At 64.3% G+C, this 17,785-nt stretch carries 17 protein-coding genes and 1 rRNA gene; 14 read left to right on the top strand and 4 right to left on the bottom strand.

Annotation, left to right across the window (positions count from 1 at the left end):
* Nucleotides 1-95: 95 nt before the first annotated feature.
* The 8 genes from AC6LJY_RS27195 (at nucleotide 96) to AC6LJY_RS27160 (ending at nucleotide 9,209) form a co-directional block, all read left to right on the top strand.
* Nucleotides 96-614 carry a MarR family winged helix-turn-helix transcriptional regulator gene (locus AC6LJY_RS27195; protein ID WP_046807264.1) on the top strand — a complete coding sequence of 173 codons (519 nt, stop codon included), beginning with the start codon at nucleotides 96-98 and terminating at the stop codon, nucleotides 612-614.
* Nucleotides 615-759: 145 nt separating this feature from the next.
* Nucleotides 760-2,001 carry an MFS transporter gene (locus AC6LJY_RS27190; RefSeq protein WP_104144194.1) on the top strand — a complete coding sequence of 414 codons (1,242 nt, stop codon included), beginning with the start codon at nucleotides 760-762 and terminating at the stop codon, nucleotides 1,999-2,001.
* Nucleotides 2,002-2,101: 100 nt separating this feature from the next.
* Complete coding sequence (gene leuS, locus AC6LJY_RS27185; RefSeq protein ID WP_104144195.1) at nucleotides 2,102-4,759, top strand: leucine--tRNA ligase; 2,658 nt, start codon at nucleotides 2,102-2,104, stop codon at nucleotides 4,757-4,759.
* A gap of 11 nt (nucleotides 4,760-4,770) precedes the next feature.
* Entirely contained in the window at nucleotides 4,771-5,433 is a 663-nt protein-coding gene (locus tag AC6LJY_RS27180; protein ID WP_046807800.1) for an LPS-assembly lipoprotein LptE, read from the top strand.
* A gap of 3 nt (nucleotides 5,434-5,436) precedes the next feature.
* Nucleotides 5,437-6,492, top strand: coding sequence for a DNA polymerase III subunit delta (holA, locus tag AC6LJY_RS27175; RefSeq protein ID WP_046807801.1), 1,056 nt, complete (start codon nucleotides 5,437-5,439; stop codon nucleotides 6,490-6,492).
* A 106-nt stretch (nucleotides 6,493-6,598) separates the two neighbouring features.
* The gene (locus tag AC6LJY_RS27170; RefSeq protein WP_046807802.1) at nucleotides 6,599-7,879 is read left to right on the top strand and encodes a glutamate-5-semialdehyde dehydrogenase; all 1,281 of its coding nucleotides are present in this window, start codon (nucleotides 6,599-6,601) and stop codon (nucleotides 7,877-7,879) included.
* A gap of 159 nt (nucleotides 7,880-8,038) precedes the next feature.
* The gene (locus AC6LJY_RS27165) at nucleotides 8,039-8,419 is read left to right on the top strand and encodes a hypothetical protein (protein WP_185975433.1); all 381 of its coding nucleotides are present in this window, start codon (nucleotides 8,039-8,041) and stop codon (nucleotides 8,417-8,419) included.
* A 4-nt stretch (nucleotides 8,420-8,423) separates the two neighbouring features.
* Nucleotides 8,424-9,209 carry a 2-keto-4-pentenoate hydratase gene (locus AC6LJY_RS27160; RefSeq protein ID WP_498137190.1) on the top strand — a complete coding sequence of 262 codons (786 nt, stop codon included), beginning with the start codon at nucleotides 8,424-8,426 and terminating at the stop codon, nucleotides 9,207-9,209.
* A 30-nt stretch (nucleotides 9,210-9,239) separates the two neighbouring features.
* Here AC6LJY_RS27160 and AC6LJY_RS27155 read toward each other — a convergent pair whose 3' ends face one another.
* Both AC6LJY_RS27155 and AC6LJY_RS27150 read right to left on the bottom strand, forming a co-directional pair.
* Entirely contained in the window at nucleotides 9,240-10,667 is a 1,428-nt protein-coding gene (locus AC6LJY_RS27155; protein WP_314364133.1) for an amidase, read from the bottom strand.
* Between the two features lie 94 nt (nucleotides 10,668-10,761).
* Complete coding sequence (locus tag AC6LJY_RS27150; RefSeq protein WP_046807806.1) at nucleotides 10,762-11,631, bottom strand: LysR family transcriptional regulator; 870 nt, start codon at nucleotides 11,629-11,631, stop codon at nucleotides 10,762-10,764.
* 165 nt (nucleotides 11,632-11,796) lie between these two features.
* Between AC6LJY_RS27150 and AC6LJY_RS27145 the strand changes: the two genes are divergently transcribed.
* From AC6LJY_RS27145 to AC6LJY_RS27130, 4 genes are all read left to right on the top strand, one after another.
* On the top strand, nucleotides 11,797-13,194 hold the full coding sequence (locus AC6LJY_RS27145) for an MFS transporter (protein WP_498137189.1): 1,398 nt from the start codon (nucleotides 11,797-11,799) through the stop codon (nucleotides 13,192-13,194).
* A 67-nt stretch (nucleotides 13,195-13,261) separates the two neighbouring features.
* Nucleotides 13,262-14,209 (top strand): 3-hydroxyacyl-CoA dehydrogenase NAD-binding domain-containing protein, encoded by a 948-nt coding sequence (locus AC6LJY_RS27140; RefSeq protein WP_046807807.1) that lies wholly within the window; start codon nucleotides 13,262-13,264, stop codon nucleotides 14,207-14,209.
* Nucleotides 14,210-14,337: 128 nt separating this feature from the next.
* Entirely contained in the window at nucleotides 14,338-14,610 is a 273-nt protein-coding gene (locus AC6LJY_RS27135) for a GNAT family N-acetyltransferase (RefSeq protein WP_046807808.1), read from the top strand.
* A gap of 19 nt (nucleotides 14,611-14,629) precedes the next feature.
* Entirely contained in the window at nucleotides 14,630-15,031 is a 402-nt protein-coding gene (locus AC6LJY_RS27130) for a YchJ family protein (protein ID WP_104144200.1), read from the top strand.
* Between the two features lie 10 nt (nucleotides 15,032-15,041).
* Here AC6LJY_RS27130 and AC6LJY_RS27125 read toward each other — a convergent pair whose 3' ends face one another.
* Nucleotides 15,042-15,920, bottom strand: a complete 879-nt coding sequence (locus tag AC6LJY_RS27125; RefSeq protein ID WP_314364139.1) for a LysR substrate-binding domain-containing protein — start codon at nucleotides 15,918-15,920, stop codon at nucleotides 15,042-15,044.
* A gap of 110 nt (nucleotides 15,921-16,030) precedes the next feature.
* On the opposite strand from AC6LJY_RS27125, the gene AC6LJY_RS27120 reads away from it, so the two are divergent.
* Both AC6LJY_RS27120 and AC6LJY_RS27115 read left to right on the top strand, forming a co-directional pair.
* The gene (locus AC6LJY_RS27120) at nucleotides 16,031-16,744 is read left to right on the top strand and encodes a haloacid dehalogenase type II (RefSeq protein ID WP_498137188.1); all 714 of its coding nucleotides are present in this window, start codon (nucleotides 16,031-16,033) and stop codon (nucleotides 16,742-16,744) included.
* 70 nt (nucleotides 16,745-16,814) lie between these two features.
* A complete protein-coding gene (locus AC6LJY_RS27115; protein WP_498137187.1) occupies nucleotides 16,815-17,555 on the top strand; it encodes an aldolase in 741 nt (246 codons plus the stop codon).
* A gap of 150 nt (nucleotides 17,556-17,705) precedes the next feature.
* On the opposite strand, the gene rrf is transcribed toward AC6LJY_RS27115, so the two are convergent.
* A 5S ribosomal RNA gene (gene rrf, locus AC6LJY_RS27110) occupies nucleotides 17,706-17,785 on the bottom strand; the annotation flags it as partial.

Raw genomic sequence — 17,785 nt, 5'->3', positions numbered from 1 at the left:
GGCCTTTCTTTTTGCCGCGCGATTTGCGCGAGCCGGGCTCAGGGGACTAGAATTTATCTTTACGTGAAGAAACTTCACATCAAATAAATTCAATCATGCCCACGTCCGACCTCGTCGATCTCGTCATCTCGCAATGGACCACCGAATGCCCCAACCAGGACTTCGCGGCCATGGCGGTTGTGACCCGGGTGTTCCGCCTGAACGCCTTTGCGACCCGAAACGTCAATCGCAGCTTTCGCCGCCATCACCTGCACCAGGGCGAATTCGACGTCCTGGCGACGCTTTACCGCACCGGCGCGCCGCACGCCCTGAACCCGCAGAAGTTGGTCGAAGCCTTGTTGCTGACATCAGGGGCGATGACGAACCGGCTTGACCGGCTGGAACAGGCGGGGCTGCTGGTGCGCAATCCGAACCCCGACGACCGGCGCGGCATCATCGTGTCACTGACCCCTGACGGCCTGCGCGTCATCAAGCAGGTGCTGAAGGATTACCTGAAGGATCTGGGCGAACTGCTGGATCCGCTCTCGGCCGCCGAACGCAAACAATTGGCCGGCCTGCTGAAAAAGTTGCTGATCAAGCACGATCAGGAAACGCCAGGAGGGATCGGCGTCTGACGCGCTGCCGCCCATGGCGCGGTTGCGGTTGCGGTTGCCGTAGACGTAGACGTTGATGTCGCCATAGCCCTCGTTGCCACCCGTTGCCGCCTCCCCTCTCCCTTTGCTTTCTCCCGCCATTTTCGAACCGCCTTCGCTCCGCTTCATGACAGCTTCCCCCGCCTCCGCGCCCCCCGCCCCGCCTACCCCGCCCACCCCGACGCTGACCGCGCCGATCGTCCTGTTGATGTCGATCGCGACCGGCCTGGCCGTCGCCAGCAACTACTACGCGCAACCGCTGCTGCATACGATCGGCCAGCAATTCGGGCTGTCCAACGCCGCGGCGGGGGCCATCGTCACCACGGCCCAGTTGAGCTACGCGTTGGGTTTGATGCTGCTGGTGCCGCTGGGCGATCTCTTTGAACGCCGCCGTCTGATCGTGCTGATGACCTTGCTGTCAGCGGGCGGCCTGTTGATTTCTTCCTTCGCCACCCACATCGCGGTGCTGCTGCTGGGCACGGCGCTGACGGGGCTGTTGTCCGTGGTGGCCCAGATTCTGGTGCCGTTCGCGGCCACCCTTGCCGCCCCGCACGAGCGCGGCAAGGCGGTGGGCACGGTCATGAGCGGCCTGCTGCTGGGCATTCTGCTGGCTCGCACCGTGGCAGGCGTGCTGGCGGACGTGGGCAGTTGGCGCACCGTGTACTGGGTGGCCGCCGTGCTGATGCTGGGCATGTCCGCCGCCCTGTGGCGTGTGCTGCCGCGCTACCAGAGCCCCACCACGATGAGCTATCCGCGCCTGTTGGGCTCGATCCTGCGCATGTTTGTCCAAGAGCCGCTGTTTCGCGCGCGGTCGCTGCTGGGCTTTTTGCTGTTCGCCGCATTCAGCATGCTGTGGACACCGTTGACCTTCCTGCTGGCCAGCCCGCCCTATCAATACAGCAACACCACCATCGGCCTGTTCGGCCTGGCCGGGGCGGCGGGCGCCTATGCCGCGAACCGCTTCGGCCGTCTGGCGGACCGGGGCCTGGGCAACCTGGCCACGCGCGTGGGCCTGTTGCTGCTGCTGGGGTCCTGGGGCCTGATGGCCTTTGGCCAGGTCTCGGTATTTGCCCTGTTGGCGGGCATTCTGGTGCAGGACCTGGCCATCCAGGGCGTTCATGTCACCAATAGCAGTTCGCTCTATCGCCTGCGTCCCGAAGCACGCAGCCGCCTTACCGCGGGCTACATGACCAGCTACTTCCTCGGCGGCGCCTCCGGTTCACTGGTATCGTCCTGGCTTTACGCCCATTTCGGCTGGCCCGGCGTGGTCATCGCGGGCGCTGTTCTGGGCGTGGTTACATTGGCATACGGCGTCTTGGCGCCCAGTGCGCGCATCCCCGAAACAGCCCCGCCCCCTAGCCGCGTCTAGCACCTCCTATAATCAGGGGTTTTGACCGCCACCGCGTCAGGCCGCCCCCGCGTCCACGCGGCAGGGCGGCTAGCCCTTTTTTGCCACCGTGCCCGAGCCCATGCAGGAACGTTACCTCCCCACTACCGTCGAAGCGGCCGCCCATCAAGACTGGCAGGCCCGCGACGCCTATCTGGTCCACGAACACGCGAAGAACGCCGACGGCTCCGAAAAGCCGAAGTTCTACGCCTGCTCGATGCTGCCCTACCCCAGTGGCAAGCTGCATATGGGCCACGTGCGCAACTACACCATCAACGACATGATGGCGCGTCAGTTGCGCATGCGCGGCTATAACGTCCTGATGCCCATGGGCTGGGATGCCTTCGGCATGCCGGCGGAAAACGCCGCCATCAAGTCCAAGGTGCCGCCTGCCAAGTGGACCTACGACAACATCGCCTACATGAAGAAGCAGATGAAGGCGATGGGTCTGGCAATCGACTGGACGCGCGAAATGTGCGCCTGCGATCCGCAATACTACAAATGGAACCAGTGGCTGTTCCTGAAGATGCTGGAAAAGGGCGTGGCCTACCGCAAGACCCAGGTCGTGAACTGGGACCCGGTCGACCAGACCGTGCTGGCCAACGAACAGGTCATCGACGGCCGTGGCTGGCGTTCAGGCGCGCTGGTTGAAAAGCGCGAGATCCCGGGCTACTACCTGCGCATCACCGACTACGCCGACGAACTGTTGGGCGCTGTCCAGAACGACCTGCCTGGCTGGCCAGAGCGCGTTCGCCTGATGCAGGAAAACTGGATCGGCAAGTCCGAAGGCCTGCGCTTTGCCTTCCCGCACAAGATCGCCGGCCAGGATGGCCAGCTGATCCAGGACGGCAAGCTGTACGTTTTCACCACCCGCGCCGACACGATCATGGGCGTGACCTTCTGCGCCGTGGCGCCGGAACACCCGCTGGCCACGCATGCCGCGCAAAACAACCCCGAGCTGGGCGCGTTCATCGAACAGTGCAAGCTGGGCGGTACGACCGAGGCCGAAATGGCCACGCGCGAAAAAGAAGGCATGCGCACGGGCCTGACCGTCACGCACCCTGTCACGGGCGCGGACGTCGAAGTGTGGGTCGGCAACTACGTGCTCATGACCTACGGCGACGGCGCCGTCATGGGCGTGCCCGCCCACGACGAACGCGACTTTGCCTTCGCCAAGAAATACGACTTGCCCATCGTGCAAGTCGTGGACGTGCCCGGCAAGGAATACTCCACCGCTGCCTGGCAGGAATGGTATGGCGACAAGCAGTCTGGCCGCACCATCAATTCCGGCAAGTACGACGGCCTGTCGCACAAGGAAGCCGTGGACGCCATCGCGGCCGACCTGGGCGCGCAAGGCCTGGGCGAAAAGCAAACCACGTGGCGCCTGCGCGACTGGGGCATCTCGCGCCAGCGTTACTGGGGCACCCCGATCCCGATCATCCACTGCGCCGACTGCGGCCCGGTGCCGGTTCCCGAAAAAGACCTGCCCGTCGTCCTGCCCGACGACCTGATCCCGGACGGCAGCGGCAACCCGCTGGCCAAGAACGAAGCCTTCCTGTCCTGCGCCTGCCCCAGCTGCGGCAAGCCCGCGCGCCGCGAAACGGACACGATGGACACGTTTGTGGACTCGTCCTGGTACTTCATGCGCTACACCTCGCCGGGCAACGACAACGCCATGGTCGACGCGCGCAATGACTACTGGATGCCGATGGACCAGTACATCGGCGGCATCGAGCACGCCGTGCTGCACTTGCTGTACGCCCGCTTCTGGACCAAGGTCATGCGCGACATGGGCCTGCTCAATTTCGACGAGCCCTTCACCAAGCTGCTGTGCCAGGGCATGGTGCTGAACCATATCTATTCGCGCAAGACGCCCCAGGGCGGCATTGAATACTTCTGGCCCGAAGACGTTGAAAACGTCTACGACGACCGTGGCGCCATCACCGGCGCCAAGCTCAAGTCGGACGGTTCCGCCATCAACTACGGCGGCGTGGGCACGATGTCCAAGTCCAAGAACAACGGTGTCGATCCGCAATCGCTGATCGACACGCTGGGCGCCGACACGGCACGCCTGTTCGTCATGTTCGCCAGCCCGCCCGAGCAGACGCTTGAATGGTCGGATTCGGGCGTGGAAGGTTCCAACCGCTTCCTGCGTCGCCTGTGGTCCATCAGCTACGCGCGCCGCGACGCCGTGGCACGTGGCCTGGCCAATGGCGCTGACTGGTCGCAAGCCACCGCCGCCGTCAAGGATCTGCGCCGCGAGGTCTACACGCTGCTCAAGCAAGCCGACTACGACTACCAGCGCATCCAGTACAACACCGTCGTGTCCGCCTGCATGAAGATGCTGAACGCCATCGACGACGCCAAGCTGCCCGAGGACGCCGCGGCCGATGCCGCCTACGCCGAAACGCTGGGCGTGCTGCTGCGCGTGCTGTACCCGGTGGTCCCGCACATCACCTGGCACCTGTGGCAAGACCTGGGCTACGCGAAAGAGCTGGGCGACCTGCTGGACGCGCCGTGGCCGCATGTGGACGAAGCCGCGCTGATCGCGGACGAAATCGAGCTGATGCTCCAGGTCAACGGCAAGCTGCGCGGCTCGATCCGCGTGGCCGCCGGCGCCGCCAAGGAAGACATCGAAAAGCTCGCTGCCAGCCAGGAAGAGGTCTCGCGCTTCCTGGAAGGCCGCCCGCCCAAGCGCGTCATCGTGGTGCCGGGCAAACTGGTCAACGTCGTAGGCTGATGAGGTCAAGCATGTACTTCGCCGGGCAACTCTCGCACTCCCCCCGCCAATCGTGGCTGCTGCGCGGCGCCTGCCTGGCGCTGTTCATGCTGCTGTCCGCTTGCGGCTTCGCGCTGCGCGGCGTTACGCCGATGCCGTTCGACACGCTTTATGTCGGCATGCCCGATACCACTCAGTTCGGCGCGGACGTGCGCCGCGCCCTGCGCGCGGCCTCGCCCAATACCAAGCTGGTGGATTCGCCCAAGGAAGCGCAGGCCATTCTTCAGCAGGTTGGCGATACGCGTACGTTGCGCGAGGTGTCTCTGAACGCCCAGGGCCGGGTCGAGGAATACGAACTGGGTATCAACTACACGTTCCGTCTCATCGACAACAAGGGCCGTGCGTTGATCCCCGACACCACCTTGTCCATCTACCGCGAAATGCCGTACGACGACCAAGTGGTGCAGGCCAAGCAAGGTCAGATCGACACCTTGTATAAAGCCATGCAGCGCGACCTGGTGTCCCGTCTGCTGCGCCGCATGACCGCACCGGACGTACGCCGCGCATTCGAGCAGGCTGAAGAACGCGGGGAAACCGGCGAGATTCCGCTGTACGACCCGAACGCGCCGCAGCAAAAGAGCACGCCCACGCCGTGGCAGACGCCGCAAACCACCGACCCGGCGATCTTGCGCTAGCCCATGGCACAGCCTTTGGACGCGGATCGGCTTGCCGAACACCTGCAGCGCCCGGGCAATCAGCTCGCGCCGCTTTACACGGTGTCCGGCGACGAGCCTTTGCTGGTCACCGAAGCCGTGGATACGTTGCGCGCCTCGGCGCGCAACGCCGGCTACACCGACCGGCTTTCGATGGTGATGGACGCCCGCAGCGACTGGAGCGCCGTCACTGCCGCAACGCAAAGCGTGTCGCTGTTCGGCGACCGCCGCATCCTTGAAATCAAGATCCCCACCGGCAAGCCCGGCAAGTCCGGCGCCGACACGCTGGCCAAGCTGGCCGAGCAGGCCGAAAAGCAGCCTGATGCCGACACGCTGATCCTCATTGCGCTTCCCCGGCTGGACAAAGCCACCCGCGAAAGCCGCTGGGTGCAGGCGCTGAACCGGGGCGGCGTGATGGTCGACATCGCCAACATCGAGCGCGGCCGGCTGCCTGCCTGGGTGGGCATGCGGCTGGCTCGGCAAAACCAGCGTGCCGACGCTGCCACGTTGCAATGGATGGCTGACAAGGTCGAAGGCAACCTGCTGGCTGCGCACCAGGAAATCCAGAAGCTGGGCTTGCTGTATCCCGAAGGCCAACTGGCGGCCGAGGACGTAGAGCGCGCGGTACTGAACGTTGCGCGCTACGATGTTTTCGGCCTGCGCGACGCCATGCTGGCGGGCGACATCGCCCGCACCATCCGCATGATCGACGGCCTGCGCGCCGAAGGCGAAGCGCTGCCGCTGGTGCTCTGGGCGGTCGGCGAAGAAATCCGCCTGCTTGCCCGCATCGCGGAAGCGCGCGCGCTGGGCCAGGACGCCAACGGGCTGATGCGTCGGTTGCGCATCTTCGGCGCGCACGAGCGCCTGGCATTACAGGCGCTGAACCGGGTGCAGCCCGCCGTCTGGCCCGCAGCCGTGCAGCACGCCCACGACGTGGATCGCCTGATCAAGGGCTTGTCCGTCGCCGGACGGCTTTCGGACCCCTGGGAAGAAATGACCCGGCTGGCGCTGCGCGTGGCCGCCGCCGGCGGGCGACCTTGAAGGCCGCCCCGCGCACGCCGTCCTTTGGCCGGATATAAACTGAATCTTCAGACGGCGCTTAGGGTTACGCCCACGGGCTCCGCCGTCTCTTCCGTTGCACTCATTCATGATTGACACTGCCATGTCCTCGTCTTCCATTGAACACGCCATGCTGACCTTGGGCGAAAACGCCCGACGCGCCTCGCGCGCGATGATGCGCGCCAACAGCGCTGCCAAGAACAAGGCGTTGCTAGCCATGGCCGACGCCCTGGCCGCCAGCCACGATGAGCTCAAGGCCGCCAACGAAAAGGATGTGTCCGCCGCCCGCGCCAACGGTCTGGAACCGGCACTGCTGGACCGCCTGACCCTGTCCGACAAAACGTTGGCGCACATGGCCGAGGGCTTGCGCCAGATTGCCGCCTTGCCCGATCCTATCGGCAGCATCACGGCCACCACGGTGCGTCCTAACGGCATGCGCGTGGCGCAAATGCGGGTCCCGCTCGGGGTCATCGGCATCATTTACGAGTCCCGGCCCAACGTCACGATCGACGCGGCCGCGCTGTGCTTGAAGTCCGGCAACGCCGCAATCCTGCGGGGCGGCAGCGAAGCTTTGCACTCCAATATCGCGTTAGGCCGGGTCGTGCAAACCGGTCTGGCCGCGGCCGGCTTGCCGCCGGACGCCGTGCAGGTCGTCGCCACCGCGGACCGGGCCGCCGTGGGCAAACTCATCACCATGACGGAACATATCGACGTCATCGTTCCGCGCGGCGGCAAGGGCTTGATTGCGAGGCTGGCGCAAGAAGCCCGCGTGCCATTGATCAAGCACCTGGACGGCAACTGCCACATCTACATTGACGCGGCGGCCGATCCGGACAAGGCGCACACCATTGCCTTTAACGCCAAGACCTACCGCTATGGCATCTGCGGCGCCATGGAAACGTTGCTGGTCGATGCCGTGGCCTCCGTTTCCATTCTGCCCACCCTGGCGGCAGCCCTGATCGAGCATGGCGTCGAACTGCGCGGCTGCCCGCGCACGATGGCCTTGCTGCCCCACATCACCCCTGCCACGGAAGAAGACTGGGGCACGGAATACCTGGGCCCGATCCTGGCCGTTCGTATCGTTGACACGCTGGATGACGCCATCGAGCACATCGCGCGCTGGGGCTCGGGCCACACCGACGCCATCGTCACCGAAGACCTGTCGGCGGCGCAGCGCTTTCAGCGTGAAGTGGATTCCAGCTCGGTCTACGTCAACCTGCCGACCTGCTTTGCGGACGGTTTCGAATACGGCCTGGGCGCTGAAATCGGCATCTCGACGAACCGTCTGCATGCGCGCGGCCCGGTCGGCCTGGAAGGCCTGACCACGCTGAAGTGGGTGTTGAACGGTGAAGGCCAGGTTCGCGGCTGAACCACATCAGCCCTGGGCGGCCTGGCCGCCCGACATCGCTGACGCTGCCCTGAACACGGGGCGGCGCCAAGCCTTCTACAATACGGGCAGATTTTTTCCCCGCTTTCGTTCTGCCCTTTTTTCATCTAACGCGGCACGCCGCGCAATCTTGAGATCCCCATGCATTCACCTGTCATGGCCATGGCCTTCAGCCTTTTCGTGCTTTGCTTCATCACCTGCACGCTGAGCGGCATTGTCCTGTTTTTCCTGAAAAACAAAGAGATCAACGCCGCGTTCAAGCACCCCTATTTGCAACACCGCCCGTGGAAACAGTATCCCCTGTCGATCCAGGCGGCCATCATGCTGGACTATTTTTTCCGCCTGATGTTTCCCGGCACGCGGTTCTGGTTGATCGGCAATGCCAACGATTTGCTGGGTCACGTCGACCCCAAGAAAACGCCGCTTTCGCTGAAATGGCCCATCGTTGGCTTTTGGGGCTCGTGCTGGCTGGGCCTGATCGCCATGATCGTCCTGTGGGTGATGCTGTACCTGGGAGCCTGAGCCCATGCAGATCCGAATCGAAGACTATCCCGGCAGCATCGACGCCGCCCGCACGTTGATCGCCGCGCGCGAATCCGGCGTGGCCGGCCCGCGCTTGCCGGCGGACTGCCGCCCGCAATCAATGGGGCAGGCATTCGCGGTTCAACAGCGCACCGCACAACTATTGCAGGAAACGCGCCAGGACCGCATCGCGGCCTGGAAAAGCGCGCTACCCTCGCCCGAGAAAATGGTTGTGGCGCCGATTTACGCATCGGGCACCGTCTTTGCCGAGGCTGGCCCCGTTGCCACGCGCACGCAAGTGGTGCGCATTGAGCCGGAAATTGCGTTCGAGCTGGCGCAAGACCTGCCCGCCCGCGACACGCCCTACACCGACGCCGAGATTGACGCGGCCGTGGGCGGCGCTCGGCTGGCGCTGGAAGTCCTGGGCTGCCGCTACGCGTCGCCCGAACATGCCAGCCTGCCGGAACTGCTTGCCGACCACATGTTCAACGAAGGCCTGGTGCTGGGGGCGCGCATCGCCAGCGCCGACGCGGTTCCTTCAAGCATGACGCTGACCTTGTCGGTCGGCGGACGCGAAGTTGAACAACATCCTGGCTTTCACCCTAACGATCGCCCAAAGGCCGGCTTGTACTGGTTGGCCAATTTCCTGCGCGAACAAGGCTTGGGGCTGCATGCCGGGCAGCACGTCATTACCGGTTCGTATGCCGGGTTCCTGGACGTGCCGGCGCATCAAGACATCGAGCTCGTCTACGGCGAGCTCGGCGTGCTGCGCGTGCGGTTTGGCAGCTAGGGCGTCGGGCTAACGCAAGGCCGCACGCCGTCAACGCGGTGCGGGTTTGAAGTCCGGTTCGGCGATGGTGACGGCGGCATCGCCCGCCTCGATAATTTCGCCAGCGGCCAGGCATAGATCTTCGCGATAGCGTCCCGCAACGATCTGCACCCCGACGGGGCTTTGCCCGACGCTGCTCATGGCGTTGCCCATCGCCACCGACAACCCGGGCAAGCCCATGAAGGGCACGCCGATCTGCGTCATCTGCGCACGCCACACGCGCGCGTAAGCCGCGTCGCCCTGCAAATCCAGATTGTCGGGAAAGGGCAATTCCGCGGATACCGGTAGCAACAGCACCGGATATTCGGAAAGGAAGATTTCCCACAAGCGGGTCAACGTAGCCCGACGCGTCAGCACCGCGGAAAAATTGTTCAGGTTTGCGTCGGCGGCCTTGTCGCGCTGGCCGCGCAGGGCCACCAAAGCCCCTGGGTCGCCTTCCTTTTCGGCCGCCGCCAACATGGCCTCATAGCCGTCCGCCATCCACATGCGGATCTGCAAGTCGGCCGCCTCTTGCATGGGCGGCACGGCGTCCAGTGTGTCCACCGTCCAGCCTGCGTCGCTAAGCCTGCGGGCGGCTTCCTGCAATGCCTTGACGACAGCGGGCTCGGGGTTCATGCCATCCGGGTTCACGCACAGCGCGGCGCGGCGGGGAACGTCGGGGCCCACAAGCGGCGCCGGCACCCACCAAGGGTCGCGAGGGTCACGCGCGGACATGGCCGCCAGCCCCAAGCGCACGTCGGCAATGGTGCGCCCCAATGGCCCCGACACGGCCGTCAATTGGCCGCCGATGGAACGTTCCGGCAAGGCCGCGTTGTACGCGGGCACGCGGCCCAGCGATGGCCGCAACCCGTGCACGCCGCAGGCGTAGGCGGGGTAGCGGATGGACCCGGCGATATCGGTGCCATGGGCCAGATGGCCGATGCCCGCCGCCACCGCCGACGCGGCGCCACCCGACGAGCCACCTGGCGTCAATGCCTTGTTGCGCGGGTTGCGCGTGTCCCCGTGCAGGCCGTTACCCGTGAACCAGCGCAACGAAAACGCGGGCGTGTTCGTGCGGCCAAGAATCACCGCGCCGGCGCGCAGCAGGTTGTCGACGACGGGGCTGTTCTGCGCGGCGATCACGTCCTTTTGCAGGCTGACGCCGTTGGTCGTGGCGTAGCCTGCCTGGTCGACGTTGACCTTGACCGTAACGGGCACACCGGCCAGCACGCCGGGATCTTCGCCGCGTGCCAGCTGCGCATCGACCTCGCGTGCCCGGGCCAGGACCTCGTCAGGGCGATGATCGACCACGGCATTAAGCGCGGGGTTGACGGCATCGAGCCGGTCCAATGCGCTTTGCGCGGCCTGGACAGCCGATACGTCGCGCTGTCGGATTAGAGAGGCAAGCTCAACTGCGGATAAACGCCAAAGATCGGACACGCGTCACTCCTGATTCGTGGTTTTCCTGCGGGGCACGCAAACCTTAGCGCCTGTCGCGCGGCTCGACAAGCCACGGCTTACCGCAGTTGCGCGGCTATTTATCTTCTTCGAACACCTGGACGATGGCGTCGGCCACGGCGCGCACGCGCGCGGTGCGGTTCAGGTCCCCGTGCATGACCAGCCACAAATCATACGGTTCGCTGCGACCCGGCCAGATACGGACCAGGTCGGGATAATCCGGCGCCATGTGGGTGGGCAGCTCGCCGATGCCCAGGCCGGCCACCACGGCGGCAAGTATCATCATCCCGGAATTGAGCTCGATCGCGATGCGCCCGTTGCCCGTCGGCTCGCCGCAAAACGTGTCCGACCAGCCGGGCAAGACCGCCTGCTGGTACGTCACCAAGGTATGCCCGGCGAAGGCCGTACCCGGTTTGGGCTCACCGTGCGCGGCAAGATATTCGCGCGAGGCATACAGACCAACTTCCTTGCGGGCCAGGTGGCGCTGGATCAAATCGGGACTGTCAGGCTTGACGTTGCGGATGGCCAAATCCGCCTCGCGACGGGTCAAGTTGCTAATCTGTATCGACGCCGACAGCACCACGCGTATGTCCGGATGCTGGACATGCACGCGGCGCACCGCCTCCATGATGAAGTAGCTGGCCACGGTTTCGGATGCCGCCACGCGCACCACGCCCGACAGGCGATGGTCCAGCCCCTGCATCTGCCGCTGCAGCTGGTCGGCGGCCGACTCCATGCGCTCCGCCGCGGCGAACGCCAATTCGCCCGCCGGCGTGGGCACGTACCCGCCAGGGGTGCGCAGAAACAGGCGCGCGTCCAGCGATGACTCCAGCGCGGCCAGGCGCCGGCCCGCCGTTGCCTGGTCGATCTGCAGCAATGCCGCCGCCCCGCGCAGCGTTCCCACGCGATAAATCGCCAGGAAGATCCTGGCATTGTCCCAATCCATAGCGCTGACCCTCACTTCAGTCCATTGGCATCCCGAACGCGTTTCAGCCCTGCCACCCAGGGGACCGTGATGCATTTATGCATCACTATAAAGCAGTATTTCGGCTTTTTTGCATACCTGAAAACTTCTAAGCTTCAGTCCTTGGAATCCCGCCGTCTGCCTCTCATGAACACCGCCTGCCCATCACACCCCGTGCCCTCCCTCGACGCCAAGCCGGCCACTGCCTGGCTGCCGCTAGTCACCCTGGCCATCGGTTTCGTCATGGCCATGCTGGACGTGACCGTGGTCAACGTGGCGCTGCCCAGCATTGCCGTGCAGTTTGTCGTTCCCTTGACGGATCTGGTGTGGATCGTCGACGGTTACACGCTGACGTTTGCCGCGCTGCTGTTGGTGGCCGGCGCGCTGGCCGACCGCTATGGGGCGAAAACGGTTTATCTTGCCGGCCTGGCCGTGTTTACGTTTGCCTCATTGCTGTGCGGCTTGGCGCCCGACGCCAACACATTGATCGCGGCCCGCATGCTGCAAGGCCTGGGCGCCGCGCTGTTCATGCCCAGCTCGCTAAGCTTGCTGACGCACGCCTACGACGACGACCACGTGCGCAACCGCATGCTGGCCGCCTGGTCGGCGATCGTCGCGGTGGCGGGCGCCACCGGCCCCTTGCTGGGCGGTGTGTTGATCCATCAATTCGGTTGGCGCGGCATCTTTCTCATCAACCTGCCGTTGGGCGTGGCCGGGCTGTGGCTTGCCCGCCGCCGCATCCACGCGGCCCCGCGCCGGCCGCGCGCGCTGAACCCGATCAGCCACCTGCTGGGCGTAATCGCGTTGTCGTCGTTGTGCTTCGTGCTGATCCAGGGCAACGCCTACGGCTGGACGTCGCCGCGCATTGCCGGCGTCACCGGCTTGTGTGCCCTGGCCATCGTATTGCTGGTGCGGCGCGAACGCCGCCACGCCGAACCGATACTGCCCCGCGTCCTGTTCCAGACGCCGCACTTTGCCGCGGCCAACGCGGTGGGCTTCCTGATCAATCTGGCTTCGTACGGGCAGTTGTTCCTGCTTAGCTTGTTCCTGCAACATGCGCGCGGCGCCGACGCCCTTCAGACCGGTATCCAGCTGGTGCCGATGCTGGCGGTTTTTTCAATCGGCAATTTGATTTCGGGGCGTGTCTCCGCGCGCTGGAATGTGTCGGCAGCGCTATTGGGGGGCATGTCGCTGGCCGCCACCATGAGCGCCTTGGGGATCGTCGCCTTCACGCCCACGATCGCCTACTGGCCCTTCGCCATCCTGGTTGCGCTGGGCAATCTGGGCGTGGGAATCGCCGTGCCAGCGATGACCGGCATTGTGATGCAGAGTTCGGGCAAGCACCACGCCAACAGCGCGGCGGCGGCATTGAACGCGAATCGGCAGTCCGGCGCATTGGTCGGGGTGGCATTGATGGGCACCATCATGCACGTGCTGCCCGACTGGAACGCAACCCTGCCCGTCGCCTACGGCGTGATCGCCGCAAGCTACGCGGCGGGGGTCGGGCTGGTCTGGCGTCACTTGCGTCGCGCGCATAACGCATAAGGCGGGCATGCAAGCGCGGGGCGTTTGCATCACAATATGGGCCGATCCCTGCCACTCGGAGAGCCCTATGCCGCACCCTGCCACGCCCACGCCAGCCATCCGCCGCATCGCCATCGTTGGCGCCGGCACCATCGGGGCCAGTTGGGCAGCACTGTTCCTGGCGCATGGGCTGACGGTGGTGGTCAGCGACCCCGCCGCCGACGCCGAAGCACAAACGCGCGCGCGCGTTCAGGCCGCCTGGCCGGTGCTGAAGGAATTGGGCCGCGTCGTGGAAGGCGCGTCGCCGGACGCCCTGCTGTTCGAGCCGGACTTGGCGACGGCCTTGGTCGATGTGGACTTCGTGCAGGAAAACGCGCCCGAACGCGAGGACTTCAAGATCGAACTCTTTGCGCGGATGGACGCCCTACTGCCGCCTCGCGTGATCGTGGCCTCGAGTTCGTCGGGCCTGATCATGAGCCGTCTGCAATCGCGCTGCCAACATCCGGAGCGCTTCGTCATCGGGCATCCGTTCAATCCGCCGCATCTGATTCCGCTTGTAGAAGTGGTGGGGGGCGACAAGACGTCGGTTGAAGTCATCGAGCAAAGCATCGCGTTCTACCGGGCCATGGGCAAATACCCGATCCGACTGAACAAGGAAGTGCCGGGTCATATCGCCAACCGTCTGCAAGCGGCCGTTTGGCGCGAGGCCATCCATCTGGCCGCCGAAAACGTCGCCAGCGTGGCCGATATCGACGCCGCGGTGTCGCAAGGGCCGGGGTTGCGCTGGGCATTGTTCGGACCCCACATGACGTTCAACCTGGGCGGTGGCGCGGGCGGCCTGGCGCATTTCATGGACCACCTGCTGGGCCCGGTGCAAACCTGGTGGGACGATCTGGGCACACCCGAGGTCACCCCGGAACTACAGCGCAAACTCATCGAAGGCGTCAACGCCGAGGCGGGCCGGCGCAGCATCGCCGACATGGTGCAAACGCGCGACGCCCAACTGACGGCGTTGATCAAGGTGTTGCACCGGTAAGTCGACGGGGCAGCCCTCTGCCCCCGAGCGCTGACGCGTTAAGCTGTTTGCTTACGACTACCGATTACCGATTACCGATCATCGGGTGAATGCCGGCTGACCCACCGGTGCATCCAAGGAGCCTTCGAATGACTGTTGTCACCCAGGACCCCCGTCAATCCCGCTTCACCGCCACCGTCGACGGCGTGCTTTGCGTGTTGGACTACCAGTTGCAAGGCGACACGATGGCCATCGTGCACACCGGCGTCCCCAGCCAGGTCGGCGGGCGCGGCATCGCTGCGGAACTGACCCGGTCAGCGCTGGATACCGCGCGCGCCAATGGCTGGAAAGTCCGGCCGTTGTGCTCGTATGCCGAGGTCTACATGCGCCGCCATCCCGAATACAACGACCTGCGAGCCTGATACGCGCCGCTGCCAAACCGTGACCAAGAAATCTGCTTCCCTGGCCGCTCCGTGCCCTTGCGGCGGCGCGGCCTACGACCGCTGCTGCGGCCGCTGGCATGAAGGCCCCCTGGCCATGCAGGCGCCCACCGCCGAGGCGCTGATGCGATCGCGATACAGCGCTTTCGTCCTGGACAAACTGCCTTACCTGCTAGCCAGTTGGCATCCCAGGACGCGGCCCGCAACGCTGGACCCGAATCCGCCGGACTTGAAATGGCTGGGGCTGTCCATCAAACAAGCGCGCGAACAGGACGCCGATCACGCTACCGTGGAATTCGTGGCCCGCAGTCGCCAAGCAGGCCGCGCGCATCGCATGCACGAAGTCAGTCGCTTCGTGCGTGAAGACGGCCAGTGGTACTACGTGGACGGCGATGTGACTTGAACGCCGGCGTTCACGCCATCGCCGGGTCGCGCGTGTCGGCTTCTATGGCCTGCTGCAACGCGTACACGAGTTGTTGCTCGATGCTGCCTGGCACGCGGCGATTGCTGACGATGGCCAACTCGGTCGACGGCACCGGATCGAACCCGTCGCGTGCCACCAGCACCTGATGCGATTCCAGGGTGGCGAACGCAGGCAGCAAGCTCACGCCCAGCCCCGCCGCCACGGCCGCCTGCACGCCAGCAAGGCTATGGCTGTGATAAGCGCCGTACCAGGCGCGACCGGCGCTCTCCAACGCGTAAATCATCCGCTTGCGATAGATGCAGCCGTGCGGAAACATCACCAACGGCACGGGGCAATGTGGCGCCAGCGCAGCGTGTCGCTTGGCGCCGATCCAGACCAGACGCTCGGGCCATGCCGCCAGGCATGGGCCGTCGTCGGGCTCGCGTTTGATCAGGGCCAGGTCCAAGTCGCCGGAACCCAGTTTGGCGCGTAGCTCGGTGCTCATACCACTCGCGGTTTCCAGCCGGACGCCGGGATGGCTGGCCGCGAATCGCGCCAACAGCAACGTCAGCCGCGCCACGTCGAAGTCTTCAGGAATGCCCAGGCGTAAAACACGCGCTGCCTGGGGCGCCATCAAGGCATGTTCGGCCTCGTCGGCAATGGCTAACAGGCGGCGGGCGTACGCAAGCATCACTTCGCCATCCTCGGTCGCAGACACATTGCTGCCGGTGCGGTCGCGCAGCAGCAATGTCTTGCCCACCGTCTGCTCCAACTTTCGAACCTGCTGGCTGACGGTGGATTGTGTGCGATGCACGCGCTGGGCAGCGCGGGTGAAGCTGCCTTCATCGGCAACGCAAACCAGCGTTCTCAAGAGTTCCAGGTCAAGCATGGCGGCCTTGATATTCGTTTATCAACTGAGAGGAGTCCGATTATTAATTTTACGACTTGATGTGGGACGTCCTACGCTGAGGATTCTTCTATTTTTCTTAGGGATCCACCATGCCGTTGAATTCGCTTCCCCGCCCGGAGTGGCTGACGTTTGACTGTTACGGCACGCTGATTCAGTGGGACGAAGGGCTACAGGCGGCGGTTGCCCGCATCCTGGCTGGCAAGCCGCCGGCGCATTCAGCGCCCACAGCCGATGAGTTCCTGCACGCGTACGACCAACACGAGCATCGCCTGGAACGCACTCCGCCCCATCGCAGCTTTGCCGACATCTCGCGCGAGTCGCTACGGTTGACGATGCAGGACTTTGACCTGCCATATCGACCAGAAGATGCCGACATACTGATAGGCAGCATATCCGCCATGCCACCGTTTCCGGAAGTCGTGGACACGCTGGCCACGCTGAAACAGGCGGGTTTCCGACTTTGCATCATTTCGAATACCGATGAAGACATCATTGCCGGCAACGTCGCACAGCTGGGCGGGCATATCGACCGGGTGATCACGGCCGAATCCTCGGGCGCCTACAAACCGTCTCGCAAAATCTTCGCGCATGCTCACCAGAGCCTTGGCGTCACGCCAGACGACATCGTGCATATTTGCGCCAGTCCACATCTTGACCATGCCGCTGCCCGCGACATCGGCTTCCGATGCGTCTGGATCGATCGGGGAACAGGCCGTCAGCTATTGCCTGACTATCGTCCGGACGCTACCGTACCGACATTGGACCGGGTGCCAGGAGTTTTCCGCAGCGCCGGTTGGTTATAACGCCGCAGCCTGGCCCTCTATAGTCGGATCAGGCGCGTTCCCTTACCCCTCCCTAAGCCTTAAGGCAGACATGAATCAAGAACCCCATTTCGCAGACGCCCTATATCACGCGGAACCCGTGGCTGCGCTTCGCGCCGACTTGGCCTTGGCCTTGCGGGCGGCTGCGGCTCATGGCCTGGGCGAAGGCGTCTGCAATCACTTCAGCGTGGCGTTGCCTGGTGACCCCGACCACTTTCTGCTGAATCCCCGCGGTCTCATGTGGAATGAAGTTCAAGCCGACGACATCGTCCTGATCGATGCGCATGGAAACAAACTGGCCGGTCGACATGCCGTTGAACCCACGGCGATGTTTATTCACGCTGCCATCCACCGTATCGCGGGCAAGGCCTGTGTCCTGCACACGCATATGCCTTATGCCACGGCACTGACACTTACCGCAGACCGAGGTCTGGACACGACGCTGTCGCAAAACGCAATGCGGTTCCACGGCAGGCTTGCCATCGACGAAAACTACAACGGCCTGGCCCTGGACGTCACCGAGGGCGAACGCATTGCGCATGCCATGCAAGGCGCGGACATCGTCTTCCTTGGCAATCACGGCGTTGTGGTTTGCGGCGAACGGCTGGACTACGCTTACGACGATTTGTTTTTCCTGGAACGCGCTTGCGCAGCGCAGATCCTTGCTCAATCTACTGGCCGTCCGCTCAAACCGGTAAACGCCGACATCGCCACCAAAGTCGCCGCGCAGATTCAAAGCGAACGTCTTCAGTCAGAATTGTTCTTCGAAGCATTGCGCCGCCAACTGCCATAAACAGTCGTCGTTTGTTTCGCGCAAAATAAAAAACAAAACCCCCTCGCAGCGCGAGCTACGAGGGGGTTTAACTAATCTGTACTTGCAACGTCTGGGACGCGCAAAAAACAAAACCCCACAGGATTACCTGTGGGGTTTTGCGCAATAAAAGCCTGACGATGACCTACTTTCACAGACGTCCGTCCACTATCATCGGCGCGAAGGCGTTTCACTGTCCTGTTCGGGATGGG

Source organism: Achromobacter sp. RT286_PF (assembly GCF_059760425.1).
The sequence above is the reverse complement of the archived record's forward strand: the minus strand, read 5'-3'. Positions and strand labels throughout refer to the sequence as shown.